General features: G+C 40.9%; 15 protein-coding genes. 2 read left to right on the top strand and 13 right to left on the bottom strand.

The features are described 5' to 3' along the window. Positions 1–2: 2 nt before the first annotated feature. The 6 genes from FD16_RS07395 to FD16_RS07370 all read right to left on the bottom strand — a co-directional run bounded on the left by FD16_RS07395 (position 3) and on the right by FD16_RS07370 (position 8291). On the bottom strand, positions 3–1529 hold the full coding sequence (locus FD16_RS07395) for a Ppx/GppA phosphatase family protein (RefSeq protein WP_010621345.1): 1527 nt from the start codon (positions 1527–1529) through the stop codon (positions 3–5). An 83-nt stretch (positions 1530–1612) separates the two neighbouring features. Continuing rightward, a complete protein-coding gene (locus tag FD16_RS07390; RefSeq protein WP_010621344.1) occupies positions 1613–2611 on the bottom strand; it encodes a LacI family DNA-binding transcriptional regulator in 999 nt (332 codons plus the stop codon). Between the two features lie 47 nt (positions 2612–2658). Next, positions 2659–4110: a UDP-glucose--hexose-1-phosphate uridylyltransferase gene (locus FD16_RS07385; protein ID WP_010621343.1), complete on the bottom strand. Its 1452-nt coding sequence runs from the start codon at positions 4108–4110 to the stop codon at positions 2659–2661. Between the two features lie 333 nt (positions 4111–4443). Next, positions 4444–5613, bottom strand: a complete 1170-nt coding sequence (locus FD16_RS07380) for a galactokinase (RefSeq protein ID WP_010621342.1) — start codon at positions 5611–5613, stop codon at positions 4444–4446. Between the two features lie 86 nt (positions 5614–5699). Next, positions 5700–6710, bottom strand: a complete 1011-nt coding sequence (locus FD16_RS07375; RefSeq protein WP_010621341.1) for a zinc-binding alcohol dehydrogenase family protein — start codon at positions 6708–6710, stop codon at positions 5700–5702. 576 nt (positions 6711–7286) lie between these two features. Then, positions 7287–8291, bottom strand: a complete 1005-nt coding sequence (locus FD16_RS07370) for a DUF1002 domain-containing protein (protein WP_010621340.1) — start codon at positions 8289–8291, stop codon at positions 7287–7289. Positions 8292–8404: 113 nt separating this feature from the next. Here FD16_RS07370 and FD16_RS07365 point away from each other — a divergent pair, with 113 nt between their 5' ends. Both FD16_RS07365 and FD16_RS07360 read left to right on the top strand, forming a co-directional pair. Beyond that, complete coding sequence (locus tag FD16_RS07365; RefSeq protein WP_010621339.1) at positions 8405–9361, top strand: GDSL-type esterase/lipase family protein; 957 nt, start codon at positions 8405–8407, stop codon at positions 9359–9361. 58 nt (positions 9362–9419) lie between these two features. After that, a complete protein-coding gene (locus FD16_RS07360; protein ID WP_010621338.1) occupies positions 9420–10208 on the top strand; it encodes a tyrosine-protein phosphatase in 789 nt (262 codons plus the stop codon). 14 nt (positions 10209–10222) lie between these two features. Here FD16_RS07360 and FD16_RS07355 read toward each other — a convergent pair whose 3' ends face one another. The 7 genes from FD16_RS07355 to FD16_RS07325 all read right to left on the bottom strand — a co-directional run bounded on the left by FD16_RS07355 (position 10223) and on the right by FD16_RS07325 (position 19575). Further along, entirely contained in the window at positions 10223–11626 is a 1404-nt protein-coding gene (locus FD16_RS07355) for an MFS transporter (RefSeq protein ID WP_010621337.1), read from the bottom strand. Positions 11627–11846: 220 nt separating this feature from the next. Continuing rightward, entirely contained in the window at positions 11847–13175 is a 1329-nt protein-coding gene (locus FD16_RS07350) for a hypothetical protein (RefSeq protein WP_010621336.1), read from the bottom strand. Next, positions 13172–13855 carry a DUF4867 family protein gene (locus tag FD16_RS07345; RefSeq protein ID WP_010621335.1) on the bottom strand — a complete coding sequence of 228 codons (684 nt, stop codon included), beginning with the start codon at positions 13853–13855 and terminating at the stop codon, positions 13172–13174. The genes FD16_RS07350 and FD16_RS07345 overlap by 4 nt, the downstream gene beginning before the upstream one ends. A 10-nt stretch (positions 13856–13865) precedes the next feature. After that, entirely contained in the window at positions 13866–14531 is a 666-nt protein-coding gene (locus tag FD16_RS07340) for a transaldolase family protein (RefSeq protein WP_010621334.1), read from the bottom strand. Positions 14532–14546: 15 nt separating this feature from the next. Continuing rightward, positions 14547–15986: a glycoside-pentoside-hexuronide (GPH):cation symporter gene (locus tag FD16_RS07335; protein WP_010621333.1), complete on the bottom strand. Its 1440-nt coding sequence runs from the start codon at positions 15984–15986 to the stop codon at positions 14547–14549. Positions 15987–16002: 16 nt separating this feature from the next. Continuing rightward, complete coding sequence (locus tag FD16_RS07330; RefSeq protein WP_029508301.1) at positions 16003–17406, bottom strand: aldehyde dehydrogenase family protein; 1404 nt, start codon at positions 17404–17406, stop codon at positions 16003–16005. A 147-nt stretch (positions 17407–17553) separates the two neighbouring features. Then, complete coding sequence (locus FD16_RS07325; RefSeq protein WP_010621331.1) at positions 17554–19575, bottom strand: alpha-glucosidase; 2022 nt, start codon at positions 19573–19575, stop codon at positions 17554–17556. Between the last annotated feature and the right edge of the window lie 276 nt (positions 19576–19851).

Below are 19851 nucleotides of genomic sequence, written 5' to 3'. Positions count from 1 at the left end.
CGCTACTTGCGACTACTCTTCAGAATTGGCTTCAACCCATAAACGGTCTGAAAAAAATCAGCCTTTTGCTGGAACGTTAGCTGCTCTAGTGCAATATTTTTATCAGCACTTGCAGTAATCTCAATCTGACGCGACTCATTATCCAGGTGCAATGTTATTTTTTTGATTTTCGCTAAGTGACTGTCATCAAGTGCATCAGCAAGTCTCAAAATTGCTGCTAATTTAGCGATTCGTAGTTTATCGTTAATTTGAAATTGTACTAGGTTATTTAAATTCAAAGATGGCGATGAAGAACTGTGGTAACGTGCAACAGCCGCCACAATTTGTTGTTCATTTTCGTTAATGCCAATAATTTCACTGGCTTCAATAATGTATTCGGAATGAAACGAATGATGGTGTGAATTAAGATATAGTCCCGTATCCGCTAAAATCGCTGAAAGTTGAAGTAACAGTCGATCCCGTTTGCTGAGACCATGAAATTTTTTCAATCTGTCAAATAACTGCATCGCAAACTTCAGTACCTGTTGTTGATGATCTTGGTCAACCAAGTATCGTTTGGAAATATTTTGCGCTTCGTCTAAAATCATTTGATCATAATTCCACGCGTTAGAAGTTTGCTTGTCCTGTGCATTCAAGTTAGCAATCAATCCATCGGTGAGTTTAATATCAGTTAAATTAATATCTTTAACCTGCAGGTGATCAAAAATCTGATCAAGCATCAAGAACAGCGGGGCAACCTCGTCTGCTTCCATTTGTGGTAACTGAGAATCTAAATCTTGATCCGATAATTTCATTACGTCATTGAAATGTTGGTCAAAATCTTGGTGTGTCAGCTCAACCGCGCGTTCACCTTTTGGAATTAGGTTCTCTAACAACGTCAACTTTGATCCCATTAGGATTACTCGGTCGAAATACTGCTCCGGGATCATTTTCCAGACCTCTAATAGCTTAGAATACAGATATTCATCCAGCACATCCTCGTAAGATACCACCTGCCGCTCCAGTTTCTTCAATGTTTGTGCAACACGCAGTGGCCCTAATGGAACTTCTTGAGCTAGCGTGATCTGTCCATCTTGAAAAATTGTCAGTGTCATCATGCTTGCACCAACTTGAATGATAACAATTCCTTTTTGAATTAATTTTTTAAAATGTGGCAGAAAAGCTGCACAAGCCTGTACACGGTACATTAGCTCTTCATTAACTGTCAGCAGTTTCGGCCTCATTCCAGTTTGAATGTATATCTGATCTTGAATGAAGTTAATGTTTTCGGCCTGCGACACAGCGTGGCTTGCAACCAAGTTTGCATCAGTCACCCCGTAATCAGCCATAACCATTTTGAATTTCACTAAGACATCAATCGCATCATCCACAATGGCAGCGGTGATTCCTCCTGAAATAAATAAGTGGTCACCCAGTGTAACGGGTGCGCTAGCCTGCTCAATAATTTTCATTTTTTTCAGATCCGTGATACATAAATCAATGCTTTGTGCGTTAATTACAATTTGTGCAGTTAAGTTAGGTTGGCTCATAGTTTGTTCCTCCCTCCATTGTTAAAAAAATCTCTGTCATCATGATATAGCTGATGCATATCATTTAACAGAGATTCGCAGATTTATTCAGTTGTTTGTCGTTCAATCAAACGAGTGCCTAGAACGACCTTTTTAGCAAAATCACGTGGAGCATTTTGCTGTTCCACCATCAATTCGACCGCACTTTGCCCCATGTCTTTAGTGGCCACGTGCACCGCACTAAGACCAGGAAATACATAGTTAGCAATCGTTGTATCGTTAAAGCTGATCAAGCTCACCCGCTTGGGAATTTCTACGTTGGCTTCTTGTAGCGCTTTTAATGCTCCCACAGCCATCGGATCGTTAGACACGAAAAATGCGTGTGGCAGATGAGCCCCTAAAGTTTCGATGGCATTTTTCATCTGTTGGTAGCCGGACTGAGACGTAAAATCCCCTTCAAAAACAAAGCGCTCATCAAACAGATGCTCTTCAGACATTGCTTTAACAAAATACTGATATCGCTGATCCTTGATAACTCGTTTTTGATCAGTCGTTCTTTCAGTACCATATATCATCCCAATATCGTCAATATGGTCACGGGTAAATCGATCGATGACCATGTCAACTGACTGTTCGAAATCAGTTACGACACTATCGCACCCATACGAAAGGCCATCAAAATCAACTAAAACAACGTTACTAGAGATTCGTTGTAATTGCTTAATTTGACTTCGACTGAATTTTCCGAGCGCAACAATCCCGTCTACCGTTGTTGGAATTTGGTCTAGACTACTTTCATATATAGAAATTGACTTATAGCCAACTTGCCGACAGTGCTCCTCAATCCCCATCCGGATGGACATATAGTATAAATCATCGAGTTCTTGACTCTTCGTATACCACTGAACCACTGCGATTTGCTTGGTTGGTGTTTTTAGATTTGTGCGTTTATGTTTTGTATAGTTTAAGTCTTCTGCAATTTCGAATATTTTCTTACGAGTCGAATCATTGACAGATAGGGTCTGATCATTGTTAAGCACGCGTGAAACCGTTGCTAACGATACGTTAGCCTTCGTTGCAATATCTTTTAACGTTACTGACATAAGATCCCCCCTCCGTTTACCTTTATTTAATTATATTTACTTCTATTTTATATTGTCTTGATGAATTTTGCCAATGCTTGTTGCCCGTTATCATCATTTTTAAAGACACCGGCATTTTCCAAAACCTCAGCAAACACATCAGCCACTTCAGACTCCATCACTGAATCAACGTTATCAGCCGTAATTGAGCGACGGTCAGCGACTTCATCGGCCCAAGGACGGTGATAGTCAGCGATATGATTATCTTGTTTCAACCAGTACTGTTTTACTTCTTGCATCTCTGTCTTAAGACGGGCAGGCAAAATTGCACGCCCCATGACTTCAATTAAGCCAATATTTTCTTTCTTAATGTGGGCAACCTCATCGTGGGGGTGAAAGATTCCATTTGGATACTTAGACGAAGTATTGTTATCCCGCAACACTAAGTCTAAGACATATTGGTCACCATCTCGATGCATGATTGGTGTGACAGTATGATGACGAGTTCCATCCTTAGTGTATGCAACAACCTCCACACTTTGATCACTATAATTTTTCCACGCATTCATAATTTTCTCTGCCAAATTGGTTAGCTGCTGTGTATCGCTACTGGTCAGACGGAGATCTGTCATTGGCCAATTGACAACTCCGGCCGTTACTGCTGGGAATTCATCAAATGATAATGGAGTTTTAATATCTGCTTTCATCATTGGAAAGACATGACGTCCGCCCTGATAATGTTCGTGTGCCAGCATTGAACCACCAACAATTGGTAAATCAGCATTACTACCGACAAAGTACTCAGGGAATGTTTGTTCAATTTGAATGAGATTATTAATAGTTTGTCGATCAATCTTCATTGGTTCGTGCTTTGAATCTAGGAAAATACAGTGCTCATTAAAATACGCATAAGGAGAGTACTGGAAGCCCCATTCAGCCCCGCCAACTTCCATACGAATAATACGATGGTTGCTACGAGCTGGATAACCGAGTCGACCAAGGTACCCCTCATTTTCCATGCACAATTGACATTTTGGATAGGCATCACTGGTTGATTTGGCTGCTGCAGCAATTGCTTTTGGATCTTTTTCAGGTTTAGATAAATTAATTGTGATTTCTAAATCACCATACTTAGTTTGACGACTGAACTCAACATTCTTCTTAATTGCCGCAACCTTGATATAGTCATTTTGTTTACAGAAATCGTAGAAAAAGTTAGTTGCATTATTTGGTGATGATTTATACTGATCCCAAAATTCACGATTCAATTTAGCTGGTGTTGGGGTGACCAAGTCCATCAGTTGATCGTTTAAAATTTCACGATTCGTAATTGTATCCTCAATTTTTTGATTCAGCACCGCTAAATCAATCAGTTGATCTTTGACTGACTTTTCATCTGTCACTTTTGTATCTGCATCACCAACTAATGCTCGCACTTTATTTATCACATAGTACCGATCAAGCGACTCGTATGTTCCGCTATCGATGACCACATCTGCAAATTTCTCAATTAACTTCATATCTATTACTCCCTTATGTTCTTCCCTAAAACAATATTGGCTTCACTGGACTTGCGCCTTGTGAAGCCAATGTAATTACTTATTAAAACGTGCTTTTCAGGCACTGATGTCTATCGAATAACTTAACTTCATACACTAATTGTCACAGACCGACAATCAATAGATATTAATTATACTGCTTCAATTTGCACTCTTAGGCTTTCTTGCCGAAACGTGCTTTTATGTCGCAGATGCCTAACGTGTAAGGTAACTTCATACATCAATTGTCACAGACCGACAATCAATGCATGAAGTTACCTTACACACCGGCATCTAAACGCGACATAACGCACTCTATAACTTTTTCGGTCCATCCGCAATTTCTGTGTCGTAGAAATCTGCTTCGTATCCAATCTTGTCAACATATGCTTGACCAACATTTTTCTTGAAGTTTTCCACTTGGTCCTTCTTCACGATGGCAATACCACTGCCACCGAATCCGCCGCCAATCATACGGGCTCCTAAGACACCAGGTTGTTTCCAGGCTGTCTCAGCTAAAGTATCTAATTCAACTCCTGATACTTCATAATCGTATTCCAATGAGACGTGTGATGCATTAATCAAGCGACCTAACAACTCTAAATCACCCTTTAATAATGCATCACGAGCCTGCAATGTCCGTTGATTTTCAATTACCACGTGGCGAGCACGACGAATCAAAATATCATCGTTAATCAAATATGAGTACTGGTCAATCTGATCTGTTGTTAATTCGCCTAAGTACTTGATATCGAGTTTAGCTTGAAGTCGCCTAACTGCTTCTTCGTTTTGTGCACGGCGTTCATTGTATTTTGAATCTGCTAATGCATGTTTCTTATTAGTATTCATAATCACAACGATATAATCGCCTAACTCCAATGGGTAGTAATGATATTCCAACGTGTTGGCATCAAGTAGAATTGCATTATCTTTTTTGCCCATCCCCACAGCAAACTGATCCATAATGCCAGAATTCAGACCAATATAGTCATTTTCCACTTTTTGACCAAGCTTTACGAGAGTCAATTGCTCAACATCAAGTCCGTATTCTTCCTTCAAAATATCGCCCATCAATAATTCAATTGATGCGGAAGATGATAATCCGGCTCCGTATGGCAGGTTACCATGAACCAGCAGGTTAAAGCCATGGTCAAACGAATAGCCATTCTGACGTAGTTGAACAATCATACCCTTAAAATAGTTTGCCCACGTATTTTCCTTGGCTGTTTCTGGTTCCGACTCATTAATATCAAATTCAACAACTGGACTATCTGCCATGTTTGCTGATGAAAGGCGAACTTTGTTATCTGAACGCGGAGAAAAGACACCATAAGTTCCAAGACTGATTGCACAAGGAAAAACATGGCCGCCATTAAAGTCTGTATATTCACCAATCAAATTGATTCGGCCTGGCGAAAAGTAAACCGATTTGCCAACTTCGCTGAAAACTTGTTGATATTCCTGTAATAACTGTTCTTTTTCCATTAGTGTGGCCTCCAATAAATAAAGCGTTTACATTTTAGTAAAATTTTACTAAAACAATTTAATATTGTCAAGCCGAACTAATCATTTTAATCAGTAAATGGCCCGTCAATTACTAATTTACCAAGCATTTTGCCTGATTCAACAATTTGATGTCCCTTTTTCAAATTGTTGGCATTAATATTGGACAATGTTTTAGTCCTTGTACTAATAATGTCTCCACTATCAAGAAGCGCTGCAATTTTCGTCAATAGTTGTCCTTGACTAGCTTCTTTCACCCCATACTTTGGTTTTGTAAACATAAACTCCCAATCAAAGCTGGCAGCTTTATCTTTTAATAACCCCAACGGCAATGGCTGACTCGACTCAACAATCGATCCTACATGGCCCAATGGTGCCACTAATTTAGCGGCCGTTGCAAAGTAGGATTCCGTACGATTTAAAATCATAATGTCGTCAATTTGATTAAGATCATCCGGTAATTGCTTAATCAAATCATGATGGTGATTAATAACTTGATCCGCACCCATTTTTTCTACCCACTCAACGGTTTCAGTACGACTAGCGGTTGCAATTACTCTAAATCCGGACCACTTAGCTAATTGAATTGCAGAAGAACCAACGCCGCCCGCACCGTTAATGATGAGCACCGTCTTACCTTCGTTAGCATCTTTTTCAAATGGATTGTTAAACTTTTCAAATAACAGTTCTGCCGCAGTTAACGTTGTTAACGGCATTGCTGCAGCATCTTCATCAACGAGCTTGGTCGGGGCCTTTGCAATAATTCTGCTATCAACTAACTGATATTCTTGATTCGAACCAGCGCGCTGATTTGAGCCAGCATAAAAAACGCGGTCACCAACTGTAAAATCCGTCACCTGCTCACCAAGTGCTTCGACTGTTCCAACCGCATCGTATCCTAGAACCTTCAATGAGCGTTGCTTAGTTGTTTGACGCACCTTGGTATCAACTGGATTAACAGACACAGCGTTAATCTTAACTAATACATCTAAATTTGTGGGTACTGGCTGTGCCACATCTGCAGTGGTGAATTCCTGTGATTTAATATCCGTGCCTTGGTACACACCAATTGCTTTCATTATTTCTTCCTCCGACTGCTTTTTTCGTTAAGTTTAGCACTAACTACTTATGTTTTGGGTGAAACGTTTGGTTCATTCAAGATCTGTTAATTTTTTTAAGGTGTTAGATGTTCTATTGCTGAAATGAGCTCCTCCAAGCAGGTGTTCATAATATAAGCGAAAGAAACGGCCAATCGTTCATAGACCGAACGATTAAACATACTCTTTACTGTTTTATTGCTGAAATGAGCTCCTCCAAGCAGGTGTTCATAATATAAGCGAAAGAAACGGCCAACCGTTCATAGAGCGAACGATTAACCATACTCTTTACTGCTTTATTGCTGAAATGAGCTCCACCAAGCAGGTGTTCATAATATAAGTGAAAGAAACGGCCAATCGTCATAGAGCGAACGATTAACCGTTTCTTTCACTTATATTACAACACCTAAACGCTTGGTTCCGCTCTCTCTATTTGAAATCAGCTCCACAAGCACTGAGGCTTAACGTGTAAGGCACTATCACAAATCAATCGAAAACACACGATTAATCTGTGATAGTGCCTTACACAACAGCCTCAACCCGTGCTTGTTACGTTCTCTATATATACTGTCCCACAAACGCCACAATTCTGGCCCATACACGTTGGAAAATGTTGCCGTATTTTGCCATTAATGCCTTGCCATCAGAGCTGTTGGCAAAATCGCTTAGCTTTGCCATTGCATTACCGGCACTGTTTTTGATGTTGTTCGTAACATTAGTTACGTTACTTACATAGGTCTTGGATGAAGATACAGGTGCTTTTTGTACCTTAATCAATGCGTTAACAATCTCTGTCTTGGCACTCGACGATGTATCATCATTAACGCCATATTTTGTTAATGCGGTATTAAGCATCGTTTCAACTTCAGAGGTTGTGGCATAATCGCCATTGTTTTGCCGTTCCTTAGCTAATTTCCCTGAAACCGAGCCAACAGCTGCCATTAGTTTTCCAGGATACTTGCTATTATTGCTGTTGTCGTCAATCGCCGACTGAGTTGCTGTAAGCACACTGTTTGCGGCCGTTGTATTTTCGGAACTTAGTTGAATGCCATCAGCAGCGAGTGCCTTATAGACGCCAGCCAGAGCAGCTTGTCCAGACACAGCCTTATTGGCGGTAACTGTGATAATAACGTTATTAACACCAGCCATTGTCGCCACCATCGCATACTGTTGCGCGGTAACTTCAGTAATATTGCTATTGCCGTTATACTTCATAATATTGACCTTAACTCCTGTACCAGAACTTGCCGGTGCAATAGCCACAGAACTGATCATCGCTGAATCGGTAGTCGTACCACCAATATACTGACTATAATCACTAGCTGTTGAAGTCAATGTCTTATAACTGTCAGTCACTCCCAACGCTTCTCCTACTGAAGATTGGTCAGTCGATGACACCCCAGCTCCATACACAACGTAAGAATTTGAAAGTGCCTGTGTTTGAACTGCTTGACTACTACTCGATTCATCAGTAGTATCAGCCTTAACGTTGGCTGCTGAACCAAAAACTGCCGCTAATAAAATCGTCACCATCACTAACGTAATCCGCTTAATGAATTTCATGAGATCTTCCTCCTAAATGATGTCTCTATTTTACCATGACAGCTTTCAGGAATGACGCCGTTTACCAAAAATTAAGTGTTGATACCAGATCTTTACCATCATAAGGAGCACAAATGAAAGAACAAATAATATCTGCTGAAGAAATTATGGGCAAGACAACAAGCATTGGTCGATGGGTCCTTAAATCAATTCATGGCGTAGAGACTCTCTATTCTACCAACCTAGGTAGCTTACTGCGCTTTAATGTCAAAGACACAACGATGATTGGCATCAATTTTTTTAACAATGCAAATCCATTTGGACCGGCTCAAACAATTGGCATCCGCATTGATAATGGTGTCTGGCACCATTTTCAAACAAATAAAATGCCAAAATCATTTCAAATATCCACACAAAGTCACCTTGTGGAAATCATGTTAGTTGGTAATTCCGATCTTGACGATGTCTGGAATGAACAACAAGGGTTTGCACTGATTAGCCTCAGCCTTGATTCAAGTGGTCGCATTTCTCCTACAGAGACTCGAAAAAATGTTACATTCATTGGTGATTCAATCACCGCAGGATGCTGGGTTAACGGTCATAAGGCATCTCAAGACTATGCCGCTGACGCTAATTACACGGCTATTTGTGCTGATTTATTGAATCTTGACGTCTGTCGCATTGCCTACTCTGCTGCTGGTATTATCAGACCAGGTACCGGTAATGTGCCTGCAGCGCCTGACTTCATCAATAATATTGACAATGACACACCGTGGCAACCAGATTCCACGGATGCCGTTGTCGTAAACATTGGCGTCAATGACCGTCAATTTAGTGTAAAAGATTTTGAAGTAGCGCTAAACAATTTTTTAAAACGGGTACAAATAAGCTTCAACGCCCCGCTAATCGTGATGATCCCGTTTGCTCAAACTAACGCAGAGACCTTTCGACAAGTTGTTAAGTCAATGGATGTGCAACTTGTTGAAACTGAAGGTTGGCGAATTTCCTATACTGATCAACTACACCCAAACGCAGCAGGGTCCATCACAGCAGGTACCAAATTAGCGTCGGTACTAAAGTCCATGATCTAGTAATTACTAGGTTAACCATTTACAATGGTAGTAGAAATTAAAAAAGGGTGGTATTACAATGACAACCAATCGGCTTCTTCCAATCAAACACGGACGTAACTTCCGCGATCTTGGTGGATATCAGACTAAGGACGGTAAAACCATCAAATGGCATCGTTTGATCCGTTCGGGCCATCTCAATACCCTAGATGAAACAGATCTACAAGTTTTAACCAGTCTAAATGTAAAGCTTGATCTCGATTTTCGAGCTCCAGGGGAGTCAGATGTTCAACCAGACAAGGTGCCAGCAACCGCGGTCTATCATTCACTGCCAGTTTTTCAAACGGATCGGACCGATGCATCACACAGCAGAGAACAAATTGAGGCTGAATTTTCTGACGATCCAACCGCTGGTTATCGACACATGCTAGACGTCTATCGCGATATGGTTACAACACCACAGGCCAAGCAATCCTATCAACAATTTTTTGATTTACTGCTCAACAGCGATCCAAACAGTGCCATCTTATTTCACTGTACGGCCGGTAAGGACCGAACTGGGATGGGCGCCATTTTACTGTTGTCTGCTTTAAACGTTGATCGTCAAATTTCCGTGAATGATTATTTGTTAACCAACCAAATTAATCAACAAATGTTAGAAGATGTGACTAGTAAAATTAGAGCTGCCGGCAAGGCCGAAGCGTATGCTCAAAACACTAAGGCCTTAATGAGTGTTTCCCCAGACTACATTAACAACGCCCTAAAAATTATTGACAAAGAATATGGCAGTATCCGCAACTACCTAAATCAATATTTACAAATCACGGATCAAAATATGAAAGATTTACAAAAATTATTTACAGAGTAAAAAAGGCTGAGCAATCAGTCTTTTTTGTTGTTTTTCTTTTCAGCGTAAATTACATTATATCCCAACCAAATTAGAGCAAGACTTAGTAATAGCAACATTAAATAAACTGCAGTTGCGGAATGAATCATGTCAATCGCACTTGTATGGCTTCCACCAATAATAGTAATAATCATCCCCACAACGGCAGTACTAAGCGATCCCGCATACTGTTGTAATGTGTTAAACGTGGCGTTCCCATCCCCGACCAATTTTTCGGGTAATTGTTGTAAACCATAGGTCATCGCGTTATTAAAAATAAACGAAAAGCCAATCATAAATGCTAAAAAGCCCACCACGATTATTAATGATGTCAGTCGATGCGAAAGGCCAAGCAAAAATAGTGACGAGAATGTAACGAACAAAATTCCAATCAATAATGAAAACTTAAACGGATGGCGATCAAGTAATTTGCCTGCAAGCGGCGCCAAAAACACACTTGAAAAGCTACCTGCAAGTAACAAGGCTCCCGCCACAAACGTATCTGTTTTCAAAACAATTTGAGCAAAGCTTGGTACCAAGAAAGTTTGGCTAACTTGCATGAACATCATTAAAAAGTACAAGCCCAGTGCATTACGATATCCAGCATATAAAAAAATATGTAAATTAATCAGTGGATGCCTAGATTTTCGGCTTAGAATTAAAAACATAACTAAGCCAATTAGTCCAATTACCAGGCTGCCCCACGTGATTGGTGCTTTTATTCCCGCAGAACCAATCTGATTGAACCCGATAATAAAACCAGTCAACATTAATGCTAGACAAATAAATTGGAAAATCGGAAATGTTAGTCTGTCACTTTGCGAAGATTTTGACTTTTCAGTCACTATCACTGCCATCAAACCGGCTAGCAATCCAATTGGTATAACTAGCCAAAACATTAAGCGCCAACTAAAAGTTTGTGTAACAAAGCCACCATATGATGGCCCCACGGAAGGTGCCAAAGCCACTACCATTCCCGCAGTACCAACATACTGTCCTTGAATCTGATGCGGAATTTTCACCATAATTATGGTGAACAGCAATGGCATAATCATTCCAGTTAAAACACCCTGAATCATCCGGCCTGCAAATAACATCCAAAACTGGGAAGCACCAGCGCACAACAATCCCCCACCAATAAACAAAATAACCGCCACACTCATAATTAGTCTGAAAGAGAATCTACGCTGAATGTAAGCGGCCAAGGACATTGTGATGGCAACCGCCAATAAGTATCCTGTAGCAACCCATTGAATCACTGATAATGGCAGAGAAAATTGGCTCATTAACGTTGGAAAGGTCACATTCATCGCAGTTTCAAGCATCACCCCGCAAAACGCAAGTGTAGCACAACAGATAATCGTTAATTTAACTTTTAGAGGTACCTGATTTTTTGCCATTTTAAAGTCTCCGTTTGTAGTTTTTAGTGCCACGAAAAAAGGTGCTAGCACCAGCCTCATCTTTTGATAAAGCCGGCGCTAACACCTATATTGTGCGCACCCTGTCACTTCTGACATTTATGCTATCACGCCCACGATTTTTGTTCAACTACTTCAAAAAATCATCGATGCTGACCTTTATGGGTAACATCGATGATTGTTTGATTTAACCGTCTGATTCCTAGTAAACAACACTCTCAATCTTCAGTAACCTGGCTAGATTTACCAAGTCATCCACATAATCGCCATACACGAGAGCAAAGTGTGATTCATATCCATGTTCCACAAATTGATCGACCAATTGATCGACGGGTTGGTCCATCTTCACCCTACCTGAAGCACCATTGAACTGTGCCTCAGTGTCTTGAACGTTGCCTTTGGTGATAATGAACTGGTAGCCATCTTGATTATAGTGAACTCGTAAGAAAGTTACTTCACCTGGTTTTAAGACCATTTGGGGGCTAACAGGTACTTTACGGTTAGGATGCACACTGGCTTCCACACCATACTTTGGATTAGCCAGTGAGTAAGCACCATAATCGTGCCAAGTAGTCAGTGTGTTATCTTCAGGATCCATGCTTGATAGGTCACCTAAGAAAATCGCGTCATGTTTCGTGGTCATTTGTTGCAGAATATACATCGACAACGCACCGTGAATATCGCATTCCATCGCTGTTGGCAGTTGTTGATCACTTAGCTGTGACCATACGGCGCCCGGCGCACTGTGATATTTATCAAAGAAATCAGGCCAGCACCGCGATGCGAGTGCCCCCAAATCGTCTTTTACCTGATATTGTTTCATTAGTGCCACGAATTTAACGAACCGAATCGTTTCGTCACCGTCAGCATCTAATCCAGTGAAGTGATTGATTGCGTATTCAAGTTGATCTTGATACTCACTCTTCGGCAAATTGTAGGCCTTGTCAAAGGCCGTATCGATTTCATAATGCTTCAACGTTGTCCCAAAGTGGCTTTTTAGTTCTGCGGCATCGGCATCTGAGAAAAAGAAGCCTGGCGGATAAGTACCCACAACACCAATATTTAAATGAGCTAAATCATCCTTAACCTGCACGGATTTAACAAAGGAGGCAACTTTATCCTGAACAACCGGTTCTTCAGGATTACCATAAATGTGTTCGAAATCATGATGCTGACTGACTAGATAGTTACCAGAACTGATAATTCCAGTCAGCGCATTTAATCTTAACCAACCATGAATGCTAGGTTCTCTGGGCGCCAGCAACAGGATCGGTGTCGTTGGGTAGTAGCGGTGAACCATTTGGATAAATTCAGCGTCCGTAAATGTGGTATTGTGGAAAATAATTCCCGCCACTGATGTGTTTTGAATACTACTGAGAAATTCACCTAGTTCGGTTGGATCACCCAACGCAGACTTGGGTGCCACTAAATCGTATTCCTTTAGTTGATCCAATGTTGTCTGCATTATTTTTTCTGCCGTGTCGGCATCAAACTTCCGTCTGACTACCGGCAAGTATAAAATCTTACTCATCTTACTACCTCCTCTTGAACCGGTGTAATCGTTGTGTTATCACCAATAACACCGATCAAAGCACCATTATTCACCATGCGCTCATTTTCCTTGTGAGTAATCAACCACTTATTGTGTTGAAACAACATTTCGTCATTTGTACGGCCACCCAGCAAATCTGTGTTAGTGTCCGCAGTCAAAATAACTAGGCATTTAAATCCATCAGTTGTAACTTGGTTCGGTGCAAAGTGCATTACCATCGGGTAGACTTCAATTGCTGTCCCCTTTGGCACAAAGAATGCTTGCGCCTTGTCTGTATTAATTGACTGGCCGGCCAAATCTTTTTGCAGAGCCATGAACAGGATTAAATCGGTTGCTGCCAAATTAATTTCTGAGCAGTTGTGATATTCGAAGGCATTTAACTGGTGGCTGTGACCGTTGCAATAACCGATCTCAATTTCTTGTTCGCCATAAAATTCACGAGCAATTTTTTCATTTGTGGCTTCATCGACTAAACGAGGATCGTCACGCACATATTGATTTTTTTTATCTGGAATTGATGTTTGAGTGTTCAGTGATTCTTCAAGCAAATCTTGGTTAGGTAAATCAACAACTCTCCCATACAATGCGAACTCTGCATCATTCACCGACTTTATTTCGATTGAAGGATTGGCTTCTTGAATTGATTTTAAAGTTGTCATTAGCTACCTCCTAGTCTTGTTTTGTGTTATCCCATGCATCCTGAAAAGTTTTTAAGCCAAGATCCGTGTATGGATTGGTAAAGCTGGTTTCGTATACTGATAATGCGCAGGTCACAATATCTGCGCCATCAATTGCCGCCTGCTGCAGTTGACTAGCAGTTCTAATTGCCGCCACAATAATTTCTGTGTCAAAATCATATTTATGATAGATATCGACAATGTCTTTGACGTAATCGAGGCCATCATCCCCGTAATCTTCCTTCCATCCCACAAACGGTGAGACATACTTGGCGTGCAGTTTACCAGGCATGATCGACTGTGCTGGTGAAAAAACTAAAGTCATATTGGTACGAACACCTTGTTGTTCCAAACGTCGAGCAGCGATCACACCTTGCTTATTAGTTGGAATTTTAATCACAAAGTTGGATGAAATTGAACTAATCTCTTTAGCCATTTTTTCCATTTCACCAGCCGTTTCTAAATGCGGATTAATTTCAACTGAAACTGGGAAATCCGGCTTATCTGCTACATATTCAGCAATGTCTGTAATTGCCTGTTTGAATGACTTGCCACTATTCATAATGTGTTTTGGATTAGTTGTAACACCGTCAAATCCGTATTGTTCGTAAGCAATTTTAATTTCATCTAATTTGGCGCTATCTAAAAAATATTTCATTTTAATTCCCCGTTTCTAGTCAGAGATCCTGGCATATTCTGGTTGGAGTTGCTGTGCTGCCTTCTTTTGGCGGCGTGCGGTTAAGTCAGAAACAATGTTCTTGTAACGTTTCTCAGTTAATGGGTAGAGCCAGAACATGACACCGATTGTGGCAACCGCCATGACAGCCGAATAGATAAACATCAAACCGCGAATCCCCAGTAAGGCACTAGCGGTCTGAGTTTGGTTAGGCACGTAACCAACCATTGCTAAAACAATTCCTGGAATAAAGCCGGCAATTGCTTGTGATAACTTACGGAAGTAGGTAAATGCTGAGTAAACAAGTCCTTCTGAACGAATGCCGCTTTGCCATTCACCGTATTCCACGCAATCAGAGATCAAAGCCCAGTTCAATGAGCTAGTAAAGCCATCCCCTAAATAAGCGATACTAGTTAAGAACACTAGCATGAAGGTACTGTTTGCCATGAAGAATCCCGCAATATCAGCAGCTGCCCAGATTGCACAACCCATCATATACACAACCTTTTTATCAAAATGCTTTGTCAGCCATGGAGTAATGGCAACGGAAACAAAGACCATGCCGATACTGAAAAATCCTAACCAAGATTCAGCGGTCGTGTTCTTCAAAATATACTCACAGTAATAAACCTGAACAGCTAACTTAAGATTAAATGCGGAGAACGTAAAGACGTTAACGATACTAAGAGCAACCAGTGGTTTGTTTTTCAATAATGCTTTGTATGATTTTTTCAATTCAGTTTTGCTGAACTTCTTTGGTGCTGGGGCCTTATAGACTTCCTTGATATTGGCGTAGGAAATCCATTGGCAAGCAACTCCACAGACTGCAAAGATTAAAACGGCCACTGTGTAGCCCATTCCTTTAGTTGAAAATGAAGTCACAATTGGCATAAAGGCAATCGTAGCCATCATCAAGCCAAAGTTCGATCCAGCTGCACGATAAGAAGCAAGTTCCGATCGTTCCTGACTGTTACGTGTCATTGTTGGAATCATTGACCCAAAAGGCACGTTCGAGATACTGTAACAAGTACCAAACAGCATGTAAGCAATGTAAGCCCAAATTAACTTACCTGTCACTGAGAAATTGGGCGTTGAGAAGTTCGCAATTAACAACAGTGCTAACGGAATGGCAGCCCACAGAATAAATGGTCGGAACTTCCCTCGTTTGCCGATATTACGACGATTATCTATCCAAGTACCAACCGAAATATCAGCGAAGGCATCCCAAATTTTAGCGATTAAGAACACCATCGATGCTGCTGCACTTGGCAATCCAACTTGATCAGTAAAGTAATTCAGTAAATACAATTGACCCATATCGAACAGGAAGTTATTACCGACATCCCCGATCGCGTATCCAATTTTATTTCTAAACGTTAAAGTTCGTGGTTCTAAGTTATTTTTAGCCGTCGCCGCGGCCACCTCTGTATTTTCCATTGTAAAAATCCCCTCTCTATCCAAGCGCAATCATTTTTTGATTGGCAAATTCATATAAAGCTAAATCGCTCATTTCGCGACCATAACCTGAGTTTTTAATGCCGCCAAATGGTAATTGTGGATATCCGTTTGATGGTTGATTAATAAATATTTGACCGGTCTCCATTTGGTTAGCAACCGTGCGTGCATGTTTTGGTGATTGTGAGTACACTGCTCCTGCCAAGCCAAACTGTGATAAATTCGCTAATGCAACGGCTTCTTCGTCATCTTTAACAACGTAGATTTGACCAACAGGGCCAAAAAACTCTTCGTCATACATTGAATTGCTAGGTGTCATCTTCAACAAGACTGGTTTGAAGAAATTACCTGGTTCTGATTCAATCGCTCCACCATCAACCAACACCTTGGCCCCATCTTCAACTGCAAGATCCACTTGTCGCTGTAAGTGCATTTGTGCATCTTTTGAAGCAAGCGGTGCTAAGGTCGTTGATTGATCGAGTGGCGATCCTGGGTATCGACTCTCAAATTCTTGGACCATGCCATCAATGAATTGATCTGCAACATCTTGGTGAACAATAAACCGTTTAGCGGATGTACAAACTTGACCGGCGTTTCGTAGACGTGACGTTGCACCATCCTTGACGGCTTGTCCAACATCAGCATCACTCAGAACAACAAACGCATCATTGCCACCCAGTTCGAGGGTTGATTTAGTCATTGCCTTACCGGCTTCAGCGGCCACCGCACTACCAGCATTCGCCGAGCCAGTGAGAGCTACACCTTGAACCCGCATATCTGCAATCATTTTGCCAACCTGTTGGCTGTCGATAAACAAGTTTTGGAATGCTCCGCGATCGACATCAGTTGCCCAAACTAATTCTTGAAAAAGGTCTGCGCAACCAGCGACTAAGTGAGAATGTTTTAAGATCACGGGATTTCCTAATAAAAAGTTTGGTGCAAAGACGCGCATGACTTGCGTGTATGGAAAATTCCATGGTTCGACCGCCAAAACAATTCCTGTTGATTCGTATCGCAACACCGCTTTTTGATTGTCTAAATAGGTATATGGTTTGTCCACCAATGCCTGCGGACCATTATCAGCGTAGTACTGAGCAATATTAGCGGCTGCGTTGGCTTCGCCTAAACCTTCTTGATACAGCTTGCCCATATTAGAAGCCGCCATCTTGGCGAGTAGCTCAACATTTTGTCGAAATGAATCTGCGATCATAGCTAATTGTTTCGCTCTAGTTACAAAACCAACTTGCCGTTGATCAACATAGTATTGATGCCCACGCTGGAGTGCTTGTTCAACATAGTATTGATGCCCACGCTGGAGTGCTTGTTCAACTTGTTCATCGGTTGTCTTATCAAATTCAGTTTCTTGATTCCCAGTTAATGGATTAATTACTTGATATGTCATAAGCAAACCTCTTTCCAATTCTCGTGTCATTCGTATATATCACCTATATAGTTTTACTAAACAGGTGTGGAACGTTGATGCTTTGCATAAGAAAAATTTGCGATTAAATAATAATAAAATAAGAATTATGTGGTGATTCTATGAAATTTATGATGATTTTAGTTTTTCAAATAATGGTTTCAACGGCGAATCCCGTCGATAAAATACTGGGATACGACCAATTTGAGCTTCAACATCGTAATCACCACCAGTTAATTGTTCGCCTGACCATAAATTGATCCATTCATCATTTGGCAAGTAGACATGACGACTGACCTGATCCGCCTCATAAACCGGCGCAACTAACAAATCACGGCCGAAAAGATATTCATACTGAATATCGTAAGCATTCACGTCATCTTCGTAATGCATAAATAGTGGCCGCTGAGCAGGTAGTCCTTGGTTAACTGCTTCATCAATCACCGTCTGTCGATACGGCTTCAATTGCTGAAAAATCTTGGTGAACTTGGCGAGATGATCAAGTGCACCATCATCGTTATAGACTTGAAAGTTAGATGCTGGTCGGTTGCCTTCGTGACTACGCATGAATGGTGTAAATGCGGCCATTTCCGCCCAACGCATAAATAATTCCTTATCACGAACATTACCGTACATACTGGTATAGCCACCAATATCGCTATGTGTCAGCGTATTGCCTGTCATGCCGGCTGATAGGGCCGCTGGAATTGTAGAAGCCAGGCCATCATCTAAGCTCCAGTTCACACTTTGATCGCCGGCCCATAGCAATTGGTTATACGTTTGGCTGCCAGCTGCCCCAGCACGCATGAAGTAAACAATGTCATCCTGTTTACCAGCTTCATGCACTGCCTCGTAGTTACATTTAGCCCATAGCACTGGCCATTTATTATGCATGACCATTGGATCAGAGTGATCGTGCAACACAACATCCGTTGGCAGATATTCACCAAAGTCTGCCATCCAACCATCTAGTCCAGCATCAATTAAGTTCACTTTAATGACGGTTTTAAACCAGATAAATGCTTCTGGGTTCGTGAAATCAACCACAGCACATTCAAATTCTCCAAAATCAACGAGGTAATTTCGGCCATCCTGATTTTTGGCAAAGTAGCCACCGTTGCGACCATCCTCAAACATTGGGGACCCATTAACAACGTATGGATTAATGTACCCAAGAAACTTCATTCCCTGCTCATGCCAAGTTTTAATTTGACTAGGTAGACCTGGATACAACTGATCGTCATAATGCCAATTCCAGTAATTTCGTTTACCGAAACTAGTCGTTTGTGTACCTTCCCAGTCTTGAGCCCAAATTCCTGCAATTTGAACATCCCGATTTTTCATCGTCTTAATGATTGTATTGATGCGTTCTGTCCCACCTTGGAGACCAACATTAATGCCATCATTAGTCCAATCTGGCAGGCCAAACTGACGTCCCAGTAAATTACTCAATTTACCGATTAAATCAACGTAGGTCTCAGCAGTTTCAAAAATCCATTCATCGGGAATACCCCAATACTGCAACTCGTGATATTCATTGTTAGAAAAATCGAAATCAGCATAGTAGTATGAATCTGTGTGACAGTAATAATGATTTGTTGAAACAAACGTTGTTTCAGGATAGTTGGTCGTGTAGTAGTCGCCGCCGGCATGATCCTTGGCATCCGCCAAAAAAGTGGTCATATTTTTTTTATTACGGCCGATACCAGGTTCGGAGGTCCAGAGTGGAAAATGTCTGCCACGCAAATTGAAATGAGACATTTGTTCACCAGCGCCGTATACATTTTCATTCTCATCCGCTTTAATTCGAATCCACAGTCGGTTCCATTCACCAAAGTCGATTGTTGGCTGAATCCGTAATCGTCCAACATCGTCCAGTTGTAACTTTAAGGTGACATACTGCTGCTCCTGAAAACCAAAATTAATTTCTAAAAACTCATTTTCCTCCGTGATATCCATCATGGTTAGCGGAATTCGTTCCTCAACATGATCATGAATATCAAAATTACCGCGATACATTTTGATATTTTCTTCACCGTGTCCCAAAAATAAGATTGGTGATTCATTAGTTTGCTGAAACAAAATGCGGTTGTTAAATGTCACTGTCTGATCATGAATGGTCAGCTTATTATTTTGCTTGATTAGACTCATAAGCACTCCTCCGTTTCCATATCTGAATGTCTGACAAGTACATTAACGGAGAAATTTATTGAGCCAGCGCACAAATTGTGAGTAATATGTAAACATCCAACGAATTTTTGTTCGATTTCTTTGTGTAATTTAAAAATAGTCTGATAGTAGGCAACTATCAGACTATTTAGACCAAATTGTCATTCACATTTCCTTCAATAATTATCCTTAGATAATATTCAAGTAAAAACAGAACGATTGAAGATCTATTCACCAAAGTACTCGGCACGTTGAATA

It is taken from the genome of Paucilactobacillus suebicus DSM 5007 = KCTC 3549 (genome assembly GCF_001434475.1).
Taxonomy (GTDB): domain Bacteria; phylum Bacillota; class Bacilli; order Lactobacillales; family Lactobacillaceae; genus Paucilactobacillus; species Paucilactobacillus suebicus.
The sequence above is the reverse complement of the archived record's forward strand: the minus strand, read 5'-3'. Positions and strand labels throughout refer to the sequence as shown.

Bases quoted from the DNA above. Each gene is read 5' to 3' on its own strand.
- FD16_RS07395 (WP_010621345.1), bottom strand. From the start codon at position 1,529: ATGAGCCAACCTAACTTAACTGCACAAATTGTAATTAACGCACAAAGC.
- FD16_RS07390 (WP_010621344.1), bottom strand. From the start codon at position 2,611: ATGTCAGTAACGTTAAAAGATATTGCAACGAAGGCTAACGTATCGTTA.
- FD16_RS07385 (WP_010621343.1), bottom strand. From the start codon at position 4,110: ATGAAGTTAATTGAGAAATTTGCAGATGTGGTCATCGATAGCGGAACA.
- FD16_RS07380 (WP_010621342.1), bottom strand. From the start codon at position 5,613: ATGGAAAAAGAACAGTTATTACAGGAATATCAACAAGTTTTCAGCGAA.
- FD16_RS07375 (WP_010621341.1), bottom strand. From the start codon at position 6,710: ATGAAAGCAATTGGTGTGTACCAAGGCACGGATATTAAATCACAGGAA.
- FD16_RS07370 (WP_010621340.1), bottom strand. From the start codon at position 8,291: ATGAAATTCATTAAGCGGATTACGTTAGTGATGGTGACGATTTTATTA.
- FD16_RS07365 (WP_010621339.1), top strand. From the start codon at position 8,405: ATGAAAGAACAAATAATATCTGCTGAAGAAATTATGGGCAAGACAACA.
- FD16_RS07360 (WP_010621338.1), top strand. From the start codon at position 9,420: ATGACAACCAATCGGCTTCTTCCAATCAAACACGGACGTAACTTCCGC.
- FD16_RS07355 (WP_010621337.1), bottom strand. From the start codon at position 11,626: ATGGCAAAAAATCAGGTACCTCTAAAAGTTAAATTAACGATTATCTGT.
- FD16_RS07350 (WP_010621336.1), bottom strand. From the start codon at position 13,175: ATGAGTAAGATTTTATACTTGCCGGTAGTCAGACGGAAGTTTGATGCC.
- FD16_RS07345 (WP_010621335.1), bottom strand. From the start codon at position 13,855: ATGACAACTTTAAAATCAATTCAAGAAGCCAATCCTTCAATCGAAATA.
- FD16_RS07340 (WP_010621334.1), bottom strand. From the start codon at position 14,531: ATGAAATATTTTTTAGATAGCGCCAAATTAGATGAAATTAAAATTGCT.
- FD16_RS07335 (WP_010621333.1), bottom strand. From the start codon at position 15,986: ATGGAAAATACAGAGGTGGCCGCGGCGACGGCTAAAAATAACTTAGAA.
- FD16_RS07330 (WP_029508301.1), bottom strand. From the start codon at position 17,406: ATGACATATCAAGTAATTAATCCATTAACTGGGAATCAAGAAACTGAA.
- FD16_RS07325 (WP_010621331.1), bottom strand. From the start codon at position 19,575: ATGAGTCTAATCAAGCAAAATAATAAGCTGACCATTCATGATCAGACA.